At 57.1% G+C, this 14,465-nt stretch carries 13 protein-coding genes; all 13 read right to left on the bottom strand.

Features of this window, described 5'->3' with window-relative positions; translation table 11 throughout:
* Positions 1 to 121 precede the first annotated feature (121 nt).
* The 13 genes from AC1RL4_RS21215 to serC all read right to left on the bottom strand — a co-directional run bounded on the left by AC1RL4_RS21215 (position 122) and on the right by serC (position 14,350).
* Positions 122 to 1,564, bottom strand: coding sequence for a mannose-1-phosphate guanylyltransferase/mannose-6-phosphate isomerase (locus tag AC1RL4_RS21215; RefSeq protein ID WP_230174506.1), 1,443 nt, complete (start codon positions 1,562 to 1,564; stop codon positions 122 to 124).
* Positions 1,565 to 2,005: 441 nt separating this feature from the next.
* Positions 2,006 to 2,914 (bottom strand): glucose-1-phosphate thymidylyltransferase RfbA, encoded by a 909-nt coding sequence (gene rfbA, locus AC1RL4_RS21220; protein WP_230174508.1) that lies wholly within the window; start codon positions 2,912 to 2,914, stop codon positions 2,006 to 2,008.
* A complete protein-coding gene (gene rfbD, locus AC1RL4_RS21225; RefSeq protein ID WP_493120086.1) occupies positions 2,911 to 3,804 on the bottom strand; it encodes a dTDP-4-dehydrorhamnose reductase in 894 nt (297 codons plus the stop codon). Before rfbD ends, rfbA begins: the two co-directional genes overlap by 4 nt.
* Positions 3,801 to 4,877 carry a dTDP-glucose 4,6-dehydratase gene (rfbB, locus tag AC1RL4_RS21230; RefSeq protein WP_493120088.1) on the bottom strand — a complete coding sequence of 359 codons (1,077 nt, stop codon included), beginning with the start codon at positions 4,875 to 4,877 and terminating at the stop codon, positions 3,801 to 3,803. Before rfbB ends, rfbD begins: the two co-directional genes overlap by 4 nt.
* 226 nt (positions 4,878 to 5,103) lie before the next feature.
* Positions 5,104 to 5,343: a LapA family protein gene (locus AC1RL4_RS21235; protein WP_028938977.1), complete on the bottom strand. Its 240-nt coding sequence runs from the start codon at positions 5,341 to 5,343 to the stop codon at positions 5,104 to 5,106.
* Between the two features lie 27 nt (positions 5,344 to 5,370).
* Positions 5,371 to 5,667 (bottom strand): integration host factor subunit beta, encoded by a 297-nt coding sequence (gene ihfB, locus AC1RL4_RS21240; RefSeq protein ID WP_003369729.1) that lies wholly within the window; start codon positions 5,665 to 5,667, stop codon positions 5,371 to 5,373.
* Positions 5,668 to 5,816: 149 nt separating this feature from the next.
* Positions 5,817 to 6,095 carry a hypothetical protein gene (locus AC1RL4_RS21245; protein WP_096480876.1) on the bottom strand — a complete coding sequence of 93 codons (279 nt, stop codon included), beginning with the start codon at positions 6,093 to 6,095 and terminating at the stop codon, positions 5,817 to 5,819.
* Between the two features lie 217 nt (positions 6,096 to 6,312).
* Complete coding sequence (gene rpsA, locus AC1RL4_RS21250; protein WP_018929851.1) at positions 6,313 to 8,004, bottom strand: 30S ribosomal protein S1; 1,692 nt, start codon at positions 8,002 to 8,004, stop codon at positions 6,313 to 6,315.
* Between the two features lie 119 nt (positions 8,005 to 8,123).
* Entirely contained in the window at positions 8,124 to 8,813 is a 690-nt protein-coding gene (gene cmk, locus AC1RL4_RS21255; RefSeq protein ID WP_007939921.1) for a (d)CMP kinase, read from the bottom strand.
* Positions 8,810 to 11,017, bottom strand: a complete 2,208-nt coding sequence (locus AC1RL4_RS21260) for a bifunctional prephenate dehydrogenase/3-phosphoshikimate 1-carboxyvinyltransferase (protein ID WP_433786743.1) — start codon at positions 11,015 to 11,017, stop codon at positions 8,810 to 8,812. The genes cmk and AC1RL4_RS21260 overlap by 4 nt, the downstream gene beginning before the upstream one ends.
* 28 nt (positions 11,018 to 11,045) lie before the next feature.
* On the bottom strand, positions 11,046 to 12,158 hold the full coding sequence (gene hisC, locus AC1RL4_RS21265) for a histidinol-phosphate transaminase (RefSeq protein WP_007939918.1): 1,113 nt from the start codon (positions 12,156 to 12,158) through the stop codon (positions 11,046 to 11,048).
* Positions 12,159 to 12,170: 12 nt separating this feature from the next.
* Positions 12,171 to 13,265, bottom strand: a complete 1,095-nt coding sequence (gene pheA, locus AC1RL4_RS21270; protein WP_007939916.1) for a prephenate dehydratase — start codon at positions 13,263 to 13,265, stop codon at positions 12,171 to 12,173.
* The gene (serC, locus tag AC1RL4_RS21275) at positions 13,265 to 14,350 is read right to left on the bottom strand and encodes a 3-phosphoserine/phosphohydroxythreonine transaminase (protein WP_028938973.1); all 1,086 of its coding nucleotides are present in this window, start codon (positions 14,348 to 14,350) and stop codon (positions 13,265 to 13,267) included. Before serC ends, pheA begins: the two co-directional genes overlap by 1 nt.
* Positions 14,351 to 14,465 lie beyond the last annotated feature (115 nt).

Genomic DNA, 14,465 nt, shown 5'->3' on the forward strand with positions numbered 1-14,465 from the left:
TCACTAACTGAAATGTCCGATGCCGCCCGGAGGCGGCAACGGCAAGAATGGAGCGCCAGAGCCTGATGCCATTGGCGCGCTAACCTCGCAAGACACGAGGCTCGCATCGGGTTCAGTGTCGTTACTTGTCGACGCGACCGTAGTTATCTTCAAAACGTACGATATCGTCTTCGCCCAGATAGTCGCCGCTCTGCACTTCGATCAGCACCAGATCGATAACACCCGGGTTCATCAGACGGTGCTGGTGGCCGGCACGAATAAACGTGGACTCGTTGGTGTTCAACATCAATTCCTGCTGGTCGTTGACAACCACAGCCATCCCGCTGACAACGATCCAGTGCTCGCTTCTGTGATGGTGCATCTGCAAGGACAACGAAGCCTTTGGCTTCACCACAATGCGCTTGATCTTGAAGCGCTCGCCGTTTTCCAGGGTTGTGTAGGTCCCCCAAGGGCGATGAACGGTACGGTGGAGCAAATGAACCGTGTGGCTGGCCGCTTTGAGCTGATTAACAATATGTTTTACGTCTTGCGCATGATCTTTGTGGGCGATCATAACCGCGTCCGGCGTATCGATGACCAGCAAATCCTCAACCCCTACCAGCGCAGTCAGTCGATCCTCACTGTTAACGTAGTTGTTACGGGAGTTGTGGGACAACACCTCGCCTTCGAAACGGTTGCCGTTTTCATCAGGCTCGGTCAGCTCACTGACGGCGTTCCAGGAACCGATGTCACTCCAACCGATATCACAAGGGATGGTCGCTACTTTGGAGGAGCGCTCCATCAATGCGTAATCGATGGAGATGTCCGGAACCTCTGCGAATGCATCAGCATCAAGTGCCAGGCAACGATATTTAGCAGAGGTAGTGAGGCGCGAATTTTCAATGGTTTTACTGACAGCTTCCACCACGTCAGGGGCATGCTGGCGAAGTTCTTCCAGCACCGTGCCGACCCGGAAACAAAACATCCCGGAGTTCCAATAGTAGTTGCCTGCGTTGACGTAGCCTTCAGCCGTTTCAAGATTGGGCTTTTCAACGAAGCGCGCAACCTTCAGGCCGCCCTTCAGGGGCGCATCTTTCTGAGCTTCGATGTACCCGAACCCTGTTTCAGGGTAGGTCGGCTGAATACCAAAAGTGACCAGCCAGCCTTCGGAGGCAAGCGTTACCGCATTGGCGACCGCCGCAGCAAATGCTTTTTCGTCTTTTATCAGGTGGTCTGCAGCCAACACCAACATTTGGGCGTCGGGGCCATGTGTGGCTTCCAGTTGAAGCGCTGCGGCAGCAACCGCGGCAGCTGTATTACGCCCGAAAGGCTCAAGGATGAAGCCTTGCGAATGTTTGAGCGTGTTGACTGCGCCGTACTCGTCTTCGGTCTTGAACAGGAGCTCACGGTTGGTCACCGTCAGAACCTCTACAACACCTTCCAGGCGCGAAGCACGAAGGAACGTTTTCTGGATTAGATTCTGGCCATCTGGCAGATCCATGAACGGCTTTGGATGGGCCTCTCGAGAAACAGGCCACAACCGGCTGCCCACTCCGCCAGACAAAATTACGGGAATCAGTTCCATTCTCTAAATCCTTAATCCCCTTCCGGCAAATTCATCCAGAAAGTGGGCTCAGTTATGTTTCTGGTCATTCTTGCATCGTCAGCAATGCAAATTTTTTGCTCGAGTCGACCAAGGGTGACCGTCAAGCATTAATCTAAAGCGGTCAATTTTACACCGGGTACGCCCCCCTTCCACTCGCCAGCTCTACCACTTATCCGTATTCCTGCCGCCTCAATTTTTTGAGGCGATCTCGACAAGTCGGAGCCCTTCCTGACGGGGAGTGCAGATTCAATAAACGTGAGGCATGCAGCGCTGAATGGGGTCAGGTAATTCTGCTCGCCATTCTACAGCCAGCACCGGGAATAAATAACTCAGGCGAGGGGCAGGATACAAAAATCACTTGAAAACAAACGAGTTTTTTCAAAAAAGTGACATCAAAATAACATCAACCATCAGCGACGATCAAATCTCACTCAAGTCTCGGCAACCCTGCGCACCCAGAAGCTTCTCCAGATAGGAACCATAACCGGTTTTTTTGAGACGCTGCGCCTGAGCAGACAGCTCAGCGGCAGAGATCCAACCACTGCTGTAAGCAATTTCCTCCAGACAAGCAACTTTCAAACCCTGACGTTTCTCGATGGTATGCACAAAATGGCTCGCCTCCAGCAATGAATCATGGGTACCAGTATCCAGCCAGGCGAAGCCGCGACCAAGCATTTCGACCTTGAGGGTTTTCTGCTCGAGGTACGCACGGTTGACGTCAGTGATTTCCAGCTCGCCACGCGCGGATGGCTTGATGCCCTTGGCGATCTCGACAACCTGATTGTCGTAGAAGTACAGACCAGTCACCACGTAGCTGGATTTTGGCTTCTGCGGCTTTTCTTCGATGCTCAAGGCTTGGCCGGCAGCGTCGAACTCGACCACACCGAAACGCTCCGGATCCGACACGTGATAGCCGAATATGGTCGCGCCGTGCTCTTGAGCACTGGCGGCACGCAGGTTGTCCGAGAAGTGCTGCCCGTAAAAGATGTTGTCGCCCAGGATCAGGCAGCATGGATCCTTGCCGATGAACTCTTCGCCAATGATGAAGGCTTGTGCCAAACCGTCCGGGCTAGCCTGCTCGGCGTAGCTCAACTTAATGCCGTACAGGCTGCCATCGCCTAGCAATTTGCGAAAGCACGGCAGGTCTTCCGGAGTGGAAATAATCAGGATTTCGCGTATACCGGCAAGCATCAACACTGACAGCGGATAGAAGATCATCGGCTTGTCGTAAATCGGCAGCATCTGCTTGGACACACCAAGGGTCAACGGGTGCAGACGAGTGCCCGAACCACCAGCGAGGATGATGCCTTTACGATTTGTCGTTGTCATTTATTCAGGACTTCCATCAGCATTCGGGTGACACCACTTTGCCAATCCGGCAAGTGCAGAGAAAAATTGTCGCGCAGCTTTTGAGTGTTCAACCGGGAATTCAGAGGGCGGCGCGCCGGTGTTGGGTAGGCAGTTGTGTCTATCGGGTTGATCGCTGTAACAGCGAGCTCTTCACCATTTGCCTTGGCAAAATCGATCACATGACTGGCATAACCATGCCAGGACACTTCACCGGCCGCCGCCAAGTGATACAGACCCGCCAGCTCAGGACGTTGCAAGACTTGCCGAATGGCCAACGCTGTCACGTCGGCGATCAGGTCGGCACCCGTCGGCGCGCCGATCTGGTCGGCAATGACACTTAGGGTGTCGCGATCCTTGGCCAGACGCAGCATGGTCTTGGCAAAGTTGTTGCCGCGAGCGCCATAGACCCAGCTGGTACGGAAGATCAGATGCTTGCAGCCCGAGGCAGCAATCGCTTGCTCGCCGGCCAGTTTGCTGGCGCCGTAGTGATTCACTGGGGCGACGGCATCGGTCTCTTGCCATGGCGCCAGGCCTTCACCGTTGAACACGTAATCGGTCGAGTAGTGAATCAGCCAAGCCCCTAGAGATGCGGCTTCTTCAGCCATGACCTGACTCGCCTGACCATTCACGCGGCTGGCCAGTTCAGTCTCGGACTCAGCTTTATCGACCGCAGTGTAGGCCGCTGCGTTGACGATGACGTCCGGCCTGACCTGACGAATCGTCGCGCGCAGTGCATTGAGGTCAGACAGGTCGCCACTCAAACCATCGACTGGGTGACGGTCCAGGGCGATCAGTTCGCCAAGAGGCGCAAGAGAGCGTTGCAGCTCCCAGCCGACCTGGCCGTTTTTTCCCAACAGGAGAATTTTCATGCTTTGTCCGAACGGTCCGTGTAGTTCTGGTCGATCCATTGCTGGTAGCTGCCGCTCTTCACGTGAGCTACCCACTCAGTGTTGCTCAGGTACCACTCGACAGTCTTGCGGATACCGGTTTCAAAGGTCTCTTCCGGCGTCCAGCCCAGCTCGCGCTGGATTTTGCTGGCGTCGATCGCGTAACGCTGGTCATGGCCCGGGCGATCCTGAACGTAGGTGATCAGGCTGGCGTGCGGACGATGAGCGGAGTCCGGACGCAGTTCGTCGAGCAGTGCGCACAAGGTATGCACCACTTCGATGTTTTGCTTCTCATTATGGCCGCCGATGTTGTAGGTCTCGCCAATCACGCCTTCGGTCACGACTTTGTACAGTGCGCGGGCGTGGTCTTCGACGTAGAGCCAGTCACGAACCTGATTGCCTTTGCCGTAGACCGGCAGCGGCTTGCCTTCCAGTGCGTTGAGAATGATCAGCGGGATCAATTTCTCAGGGAAGTGGAACGGACCATAGTTGTTCGAACAGTTGGTAACCAGGGTCGGCAGGCCGTAGGTACGGCTCCAGGCGCGAACCAGATGATCAGAACTGGCCTTGCTGGCCGAGTATGGCGAGCTTGGCTGATACGGCGTGGTTTCGGTGAAGAGGTCTTCCGGACCGTCAAGGTCTCCGTAGACTTCGTCGGTGGAAATATGGTGGAAGCGGAAGCTGGCTTTGCACGCATCATCCAGTGCGGTCCAATAGTGGCGCGCAGCTTCCAGCAAGGTGTAAGTGCCGATGATGTTGGTCTGGATGAATTCAGATGGACCGGAGATCGAGCGGTCTACGTGGGATTCTGCGGCCAGATGCATGATGGCATCCGGTTGGTGTTCACGCAGGACACGGTCCACTTGATCGCGGTCGCAGATGTCGACGCGCTCGAACACATAACGCGAGTTCTGGCTGACGTCGGCCAGCGACTCAAGGTTACCGGCATAAGTCAGCTTATCGACGTTAACGACAGAGTCGGCAGTGTTGGAGATGATATGACGAATGACTGCCGAGCCGATGAACCCGGCGCCGCCGGTTACTAGAATTTTCACGCGAAACCATATCCTTGAGTTACTGACGGGGCCGCCAACCGAGCGTTGCCTAATCCATGAATGCAAAAGCCATCAAGTCAGCTGAGGCTTCTGACTGAGTCAGTTTGAACAAATCAGGAAATGCCCTATCGATCAAGCGCGGCATCTTACAGCTTAATGAAGGTTTTACTAACGGATATGGACAAGCTGCGAAGCAAATTCCACGCCTACAGCGGGCTTGTCGCACTCAGACAAGGCGCTTGCGTGAGGCTCTGGACGGACGCCCCAGAAACCAGCCCAGAATGGGCCCGATCACCATGCCGATCAGCAGCGCAATTACCATGATCAGCGATACTGGCAACTGCGGACCCGCCCAACCGAGGAACAGCAGGGACACGCCTTGCTGGTTCTCAAGAACGAACGCCAGGATCACCAGAACGAGCAACAGGACAAATACAGCGAGGAGTACGCGCTTGAGGTTACGCATCAGCGACTCCTTGAAGTGCGGAAGCCGTCAAAGCCCTTCCTCCTCATCTTCGTTCACACGATCGCGCAGTTCTTTGCCTGGCTTGAAATGCGGAACAAACTTGCCGTCAAGGCTGACGGATTGACCTGTTTTTGGATTGCGCCCTACGCGCGGTGCGCGATAGTGCAGTGAGAAGCTGCCAAAACCACGGATCTCGATTCGATCACCAGTGGCCAGACATTGGGACATTTGCTCAAGCATGGTCTTGATGGCCAGCTCCACATCCTTGGATGAGAGTAGCCCTTGATGGGTGACAATTCGTTCGATCAACTCCGACTTCGTCATATTTTTCCCTTCTTTTTCAAGCAGCTAGATCAGCGCTTCAAAGGTTTTAGCATGCTCTGATGAATTTGAACAGCCTGAGCTTTGACATATTCTCCCCGGCCGCGAGATGCCTGATTTCAGAGCACCGGAACGCTGACGAACTCATCCGCTCACCTGCATATGACGAGCATGGTGCGCGTCAGATAACCTGCAGGATTGAAGCCGAAAGGGAATACATCTTCCTCTTTGGCCTCATCGGACCTTACGATGACTTTATAGCCTGCCCCCTTACACTCCTTGGCCGCTCGCTTGTAACACCTCTCCCATCCCGAGCCCAACCCCGAACAATCGACCTCTATGCCACTGACGCCGCGTATCGCATGAGTTTTGGCATTAGTGGTACAACCTGCCAATGTCATTACTGCTATCACGACAATGAGCTTGTTCATTCACTTCCTTATGCCGGATACACAACCCGGCGGTCGTTCACTTCAGACTAAGCCTAGCCTTGAATAGACGATTGACCTGTATGAAGTTACAGACAACTTATGTAGATCATTGGTTTCACGAAAGAAATATTGCAGCGTCAGCACATTAGGGATTCACCAAATCGCAGACACAAAAAAGGGCGACCGAAGTCGCCCTTTTTCTATGGTCTGACAGAACTCAGTTCTGTTTTTCCATTTGTGCACGCAACAGGTCGCCCAGAGTGGTAGGACCAGCAGCGATGTCAGCAGCAGGCTTGTCTTTCAAGCTCTGGATTGCTTCTTTCTCTTCAGCATCATCTTTCGACTTGATGGAGAGCTGGATTACGCGGCTCTTGCGATCAACGCTGATGATCTTGGCTTCTACTTCCTGGCCTTCTTTCAGAACGTTGCGCGCGTCTTCAACGCGGTCACGGCTGATTTCGGAGGCTTTCAGAGTCGCTTCGATATCGTCGGCCAGAGTGATGATGGCGCCTTTAGCGTCAACTTCTTTCACGATGCCTTTAACGATGGCGCCTTTGTCGTTCTCTTGAACGTACTCGGAGAACGGATCGCTTTCCAGTTGCTTGATACCCAGGGAGATGCGCTCGCGCTCTGGGTCAACCGACAGGATAACGGTGTCCAGCTCGTCGCCTTTCTTGAAGCGGCGTACGGCTTCTTCGCCCACTTCGTTCCAGGAGATGTCGGACAGGTGAACCAGACCGTCGATGCCGCCGTCCAGACCAATGAAGATACCGAAATCGGTGATCGACTTGATGGTGCCGGAGATTTTATCGCCCTTGTTGAACTGGCCAGAGAAATCTTCCCATGGGTTAGATTTGCACTGCTTGATGCCGAGGGAGATACGACGACGCTCTTCGTCGATGTCCAGAACCATAACTTCCACTTCGTCGCCGACTTGTACGACTTTCGAAGGGTGGATGTTCTTGTTGGTCCAGTCCATTTCGGAAACGTGTACCAGACCTTCAACGCCTTCTTCCAGCTCAGCGAAGCAGCCGTAGTCGGTCAGGTTGGTTACACGAGCGGTAACGCGAGTGCTTTCTGGGTAACGGGCTTTGATAGCAACCCATGGATCTTCGCCCAGTTGCTTGAGGCCCAGGGAAACACGATTGCGCTCGCGATCGTACTTCAGAACCTTGACATCGATCTCGTCGCCAACGTTGACGATTTCGGAAGGATGCTTGATACGCTTCCAAGCCATGTCGGTAATGTGCAGCAGGCCATCGACGCCACCCAGATCGACGAATGCGCCGTAATCGGTGAGGTTCTTGACGATACCTTTGACTTGTTGGCCTTCCTGCAGGGATTCCAGCAGAGCTTCACGCTCGGCGGAGTTCTCGGCTTCGAGGACGCTGCGACGGGAAACGACAACGTTGTTGCGTTTCTGGTCGAGTTTGATGACCTTGAATTCCAGCTCTTTGCCTTCCAGGTGCGTGGTGTCGCGCACTGGACGGACGTCAACCAGAGAACCTGGCAGGAACGCACGGATGCCGTTAACGTCGACAGTGAAGCCGCCTTTAACCTTACCGTTGATAACGCCCTTGACCACTTCTTCGGCTGCGAAGGCTGCTTCCAGAACAATCCAGCATTCAGCGCGCTTGGCTTTTTCACGGGACAGCTTGGTTTCACCAAAGCCGTCTTCAACCGAGTCCAGAGCAACGTGAACTTCGTCACCGACGTTGATGTTCAGTTCGCCAGCGTCGTTGTAGAACTGCTCAAGCGGGATGAGTGCTTCAGACTTCAGGCCAGCGTGAACGGTTACCCAGCGAGCTTGGTAATCGATATCAACGATAACACCGGTGATGATGGAGCCTGCCTGAAGGTTCAGGGTTTTTAGGCTTTCTTCAAAGAGTTCCGCAAAGCTTTCGCTCATTTTAATTCCTGTTGATAAGGGCGAAGAATACGCCCATCTCCACATCCCAGACGATGTGGGTTAGTTTCATTTAAAAGAAGCTCCGCAGGACTATGACTGGTCCCCTGCGGCCCTCTTGGTCACCCGGCGATATCGCGAATGGCGATCTCGCTCATGATGCGTTCCAGCACCTGGTCGATGGATAATTCCGTGGAATCCAGCTGTATGGCGTCAGCCGCCGGTTTGAGCGGGGCTACCGCTCGCTGGGTGTCACGCTCATCGCGCGCACGTATCTCATCTAGCAGACTCGACAGACTAACACCATCGACTTTGCCCTTCAACTGCAAGTAACGTCGGCGCGCACGCTCTTCGGCACTGGCAGTGAGGAAAATCTTCAAGGGTGCGTCGGGAAATACCACCGTACCCATGTCGCGACCATCGGCCACCAGACCCGGCGCCTCCTGAAAAGCCCGCTGACGCTGCAGCAACGCCTCGCGAACCGCAGGCAACGCGGCGACCTGCGAGGCACCCGAGCCGACACTCTCGGTACGGATCACATCGCTGACTTCATCGCCTTCCAGAATAATGCGCTGCAACTGACCATCGGTCGCCGCGATGAACTGCACATCCAGATGAGCGGCGAGCTTCTTGAGCAATTCCTCATTGGTCAGGTCGACGCCATGGTTATGCGCGGCAAAAGCCAGCAGTCGATAAAGTGCACCGGAATCCAGCAGGTTCCAGCCCAGGCGCTTGGCCAGAATCCCGGCGACAGTACCTTTGCCAGAGCCGCTTGGCCCATCAATAGTGATGACCGGTGCAATGCTGATCACGACTGAGCCTCTTGTGCAACACGGATACCGACCTGCGCGCACAGCGCGAGGAAGTTCGGGAACGAGGTCGCGACGTTGGCGCAATCATGGATGCGGATCGGCGCAGTGGCGCGCAGTGAAGCCACGCTGAAGGCCATGGCAATCCGGTGATCGCCGTGACCGTGCACTTCGCCGCCGCCGATCTGGCCGCCGTCGATGATGAGGCCGTCCGGAGTGGGCTCGCACTTGACGCCCAGCGCCAGCAGACCGTCCGCCATGACCTGGATCCGGTCCGATTCCTTCACGCGCAGCTCTTCGGCACCACGCAGCACAGTGCGACCTTCGGCACATGCAGCCGCCACGAACAGCACCGGAAACTCGTCGATAGCCAGTGGAACCAGCGCTTCGGGAATCTCGATACCTTTGAGTTTAGCTGCCCGTACGCGCAGGTCGGCTACCGGCTCGCCACCAACTTCACGCTGGTTTTCCAGAGTGATGTCAGCGCCCATCAGGCGCAGGATGTCGATTACGCCGGTGCGGGTCGGGTTGATGCCGACGTGTTCGAGCACCAGCTCCGAACCTTCGGCAATCGACGCCGCCACCAGGAAGAACGCCGACGACGAGATATCGCCCGGCACTTCAATGTGGGTCGCGGTCAGCTTGTGGCCGGACTCGACCGAGGCGGTCGCCCCGTTAACGGTCACCGGGTAGCCGAAGCCGCGCAACATGCGCTCGGTGTGGTCGCGAGTCGGTGCCGGCTCGGTGACCGTGGTCTTGCCTTCGGCATACAGACCCGCCAGCAGCAGGCAGGATTTAACCTGGGCACTGGCCATCGGCATGGTGTAAGTCAGGCCCTTGAGCTTGTTGCCGCCACGAATGGTCATCGGTGGACGACCGTCAGCGGCGGTCTCGATCACAGCGCCCATTTCACGTAGCGGATTGGCCACGCGATTCATCGGACGCTTGGACAACGAAGCGTCGCCGGTCAGGGTACTGTCGAAGTTCTGCGCAGCCAGCAGGCCAGACAGCAGACGCATCGAAGTGCCGGAGTTACCCAGATAGATCGGGCCCGGCGCAGGCTTCAGGCCATGCAGGCCGACGCCGTGAATGGTCACGCGACCATGGTGCGGACCTTCGATGACGACGCCCATGTCGCGGAAAGCTTGCAGGGTCGCCAGGGCGTCTTCGCCCTCGAGGAAACCTTCCACTTCGGTGACGCCGCAGGCTAAGGAACCGAGCATGATCGAGCGGTGGGAAATCGATTTGTCGCCCGGTACACGAATCCGCCCAGTCAGGCGGCCACCAGGTTGTGCCAGGAAAATCAGATCGTTGGAATTCATAGCGTCCACATAGGCCCGGCGGGCCAGGATTTTACTGAAATGCTCGCGGGCAACCCGGGCGCGAGTGAACACGCCCAACAATTGGTGCCCATCCCCTGCATCGACCGCGTCGCGCAAGGCGTCGAGGTCGCTGCGAAATGTATCGAGTGTGCGCAGGACAGCTTCGCGGTTGGCGAGGAAGATGTCGTGCCACATGACCGGGTCGCTACCGGCGATTCTTGTGAAATCGCGGAAACCGCCCGCAGCGTAACGGAAGATCTCAAGATTTTCATTGCGTTTGGCCAATGAATCGACCAAACCGAACGCCAGCAAGTGCGGCAAATGGCTGGTTGCCGCCAACACTTCGTCATGACGCTCGACTTGCATGTGCTCGACGTCGGCGCCCAATTCGCGCCACAACCGGTCGACCACTGCCAGCGCGGCCGGATCGGTCTGATCCAGCGGCGTCAGAATCACTTTATGGCGACGAAACAGGTCGGCATTGGAGGCTTCCACCCCACTCTGCTCGGAACCGGCAATCGGATGCCCCGGCACGAAACGCGCCGGCATGCCGCCAAATGCTTCGGTCGCCGCGCGCACCACATTGCCCTTGGCACTGCCGACGTCAGTCAGAATCGCCTGCCCCAGATCCATGCCCGCCAACAGCGCGAGCAGTTTCTCCATGGCCAGGATCGGCACCGCCAACTGAATCACGTCCGCGCCCTGGCAAGCCGCCACCAGGTCTTCTTCGCAGCGATCCACCACACCCAACTCGACCGCCAGCTTGCGCGACTGCGGGTCGAGATCGACCCCGACCACTTCGCGGCACAGACCGCTTTCACGCAAGCCTTTGGCAAACGAACCGCCGATCAACCCCAGACCGACCACCACCAGGCGACCGATCATAGGTTCAGCAGATTGCAGTGCAGTGACATCAACCACGAGCCATAACCTTGGTCAGCGCCTCGAGGAAGCGGCTGTTTTCCGCTGGCAAACCGATGGTGATACGCAGGTGATTCGGCATGCCGTAGTTGGCCACCGGACGCACGATCACGCCTTCGCGCAGCAACCCCTGGAACACCGGGGCAGCAACGCGACCCAGATCGACACAGATAAAGTTGCCTTTGGATGGAATCCAGCTCAGCCCCAACTCACGGAAACCCGCCTCAAGCTGCTGCATGCCGGATTGGTTCAGGCGACGGCTTTCAGCCAGGTACTCGACGTCTTGCAGCGCGGCACAAGCGGCGGCCAGCGCGAGGCTGTTGACGTTGAACGGCTGACGCACGCGATTGAGCACATCGGCGACGATGGCCGAGGACAAACCGTAGCCGACCCGCAGCGACGCCAGACCATAGGCCTTGGAGAAGGTGCGCGAGACCAGCAGGTTCGGATAGGCCGCCAGATAGTCCAGGCCATCCGGCAAGTCGCTGCCTTCGGCGTACTCGATGTAGGCCTCGTCCAGCACCACCAGCACATGGGCCGGAACGTCCTGCAGGAATTCATCCAGCGCCTCGGCGTCGAACCAGGTCCCGGTCGGGTTGTTCGGGTTGGCGATGAATACCACGCGGGTATCGGCATCGATCGCGGCCAGCATCGCCGGCAGATCATGACCCCAGTCTTTGGCCGGGATCACTTTTGCCTGGGCGCCAACGGCCTGGGTCGCGATCGGATAGACCGCAAACGCATGTTCGCTGAACACCGCGTTCAGGCCCGGTGCCAGATAGGCACGCGCCACCAGCTCCAGAATATCGTTGGAGCCGTTGCCCAGCGTCACCTGGTTCAGCTCGACGCGACACTGATCGGCCAGCAGGGTCTTGAGCGCAAAACCGTTGCCGTCCGGATAGCGGGTCAGCTCGGCCAGCGCTTCACGAATCGCCGCCAGCGCCTTGGGGCTGGCACCCAACGGGTTTTCGTTGCTCGCCAGCTTGACGATACTGGCCGGATCAAGGTTCAGCTCACGGGCCAGTTCGTCCACAGGCTTGCCCGGAACGTAAGGCGAAAGTTGTTGCACGCCCGGCTGTGCCAGAGCGAGGAAGTTGCCACTCATTTGCTACCGCCCTTAGAGAACTGCTTTCGGGTAGGAACCCAGCACTTTGAGTGCCACCGCTTCCTGACTGATCTTTTCCAGCACACCCTTGACCAGCGGGTCGCGGTGATGGCCGACGAAGTCGATGAAGAACACGTAGGTCCATTTACCGCTGCGCGACGGACGGGTCTCGATCCGTGTCAGGTCAATGCCATTGTCGTGGAACGGCACCAGCAACTCATGGAGAGCGCCGGGCTTGTTGCTCATGGAAACGATGATCGAGGTCTTGTCGTCACCGGTCGGCGGCACTTCCTGGTTACCGATCATCAGGAATCGCGTGGAGTTGTCCGGGCGATCCTCGATTTTCTCGGCCAGACGGGTCAACCCGTAGAGGCCGGCAGCCATGTCGCCGGCAATCGCCGCCGAGTTCCACTCACCCTTGACCCGCTTGGCCGCTTCGGCGTTGCTGGACACCGCCACGCGCTCGACATTCGGGTAATGGGCATCCAGCCACTTGCGGCACTGGGCCAGGGACTGGGCGTGGGAATAGATGCGACTGATGCTGTCGGTCTTGGTGTTTTCGCCAACCAACAGGTGATGGTGAATACGCAGCTCGACTTCGCCACAGATCACCATGTCGTGTTCGAGGAAGCTGTCGAGGGTGTGGTTGACCGCGCCTTCGGTGGAGTTTTCCACCGGGACCACGCCAAAGTTCACCGCACCGGCCGCCACTTCACGGAATACTTCGTCGATTGCCGCCATTGGCTTGCTGATCACCGCGTGACCGAAGTGCTTCATGGCCGCTGCCTGAGTGAAGGTACCTTCAGGGCCGAGGTAAGCCACTTTCAGCGGCTGCTCGAGGGCCAGGCACGAGGACATGATTTCGCGGAACAGCCGCGCCATCTCTTCGTTGCCCAGCGGCCCCTGGTTACGCTCCATCACGCGTTTGAGCACCTGAGCTTCGCGCTCAGGACGATAGAACACCGGCACTTCGCCTTCGGCCAGCGAGGCCATCTTTACTCGCGCAACTTCCTGGGCGCAGCGTGCGCGCTCACTGATCAGCTCCAGGACCTTTTCGTCCAGAGCATCAATGCGCAGGCGCAGTGCCTTGAGTTCTTGCTCAGACATTAGCCGTGTTCCTTCTCGAACTCTGCCATGTACGAAACCAGTGCGTTGACCGCAACGATATCGACGGCGTTATAGATGGAGGCACGCATGCCGCCCACGGAACGGTGACCTTTGAGGTTCAACAGGCCACGTTCGTCGGCACCGGCCAGGAACGGCTTGTCGAGACGATCGTCGGCCAGACGGAACGGCACGTTCATCCATGAGCGGTCCGACTTGTTGATCGGGTTGCTGTACAAGCCGCTGGCGTCGATGAAGTCGTACAGCGTGCGCTGCTTCACTTCATTGAGCTTGCCGATGGCTTCGACACCGCCCTGCTCTTTCAGCCACTCGAACACCAGACCGGACAAGTACCAGGCCAGGGTTGGCGGCGTGTTGTACATCGAGCCGTTGTCGGCCGCGACCTTGTAGTTGAGCATGGTCGGGCAGATGGAACGGGCGTTACCCAACAGGTCTTCGCGAACGATGTTGACGACGATGCCGCTCGGGCCGATGTTTTTCTGGGCGCCGGCGTAGATCATGCCGAAACGCGAGACATCCACCGGGCGCGAAAGAATGTCCGAGGACATGTCGGCGACCAGCGGTACATCACCGGTTTCCGGGATCCACTGGAATTCCAGGCCGCCGATGGTTTCGTTCGGCGCGTAGTGAACGTAGGCCGCATCTTTCGACAGGTTCCATTCGTTCTGGCCAGGCACAGCGAAATAGTCGTAAGGCTTGGCGGTTGCGGCGACGTTGACGTGGCCGTAGCGCGAAGCTTCTTCGATAGCCTTCTGCGACCAGATACCGGTATCGATATAGTCGGCGGAGCGGCCTTCCGGCAACAGGTTCAGAGGAATCTGAGCAAATTGCTGGCTCGCGCCACCCTGCAGAAACAGCACTTTATAGTTCGAGGGGATATTCAGCAGATCACGCAGATCCTGCTCGGCCTTGGTGGCAATGGACACGAACTCATCGCTGCGATGGCTCATTTCCATGACCGACAGGCCCTTGCCGTGCCAATCAAGGAGTTCAGCCTGGGCGCGCTTCAGGACAGCTTCGGGAAGCGCCGCAGGACCGGCACAGAAGTTATAGGCTCTCTTGCTCACATCCAATCTCGCTCTGATTTGGTGGTATCACGCAATAAATCTGTAGGAGCTGTCGAGCAGAGCGAGGCTGCGATCTTTTAGTGCTGAGCGAAAGCAAGAGCCAGATCAAGAGATC

Source organism: Pseudomonas sp. GW822-FHT07A10, assembly GCF_058798795.1.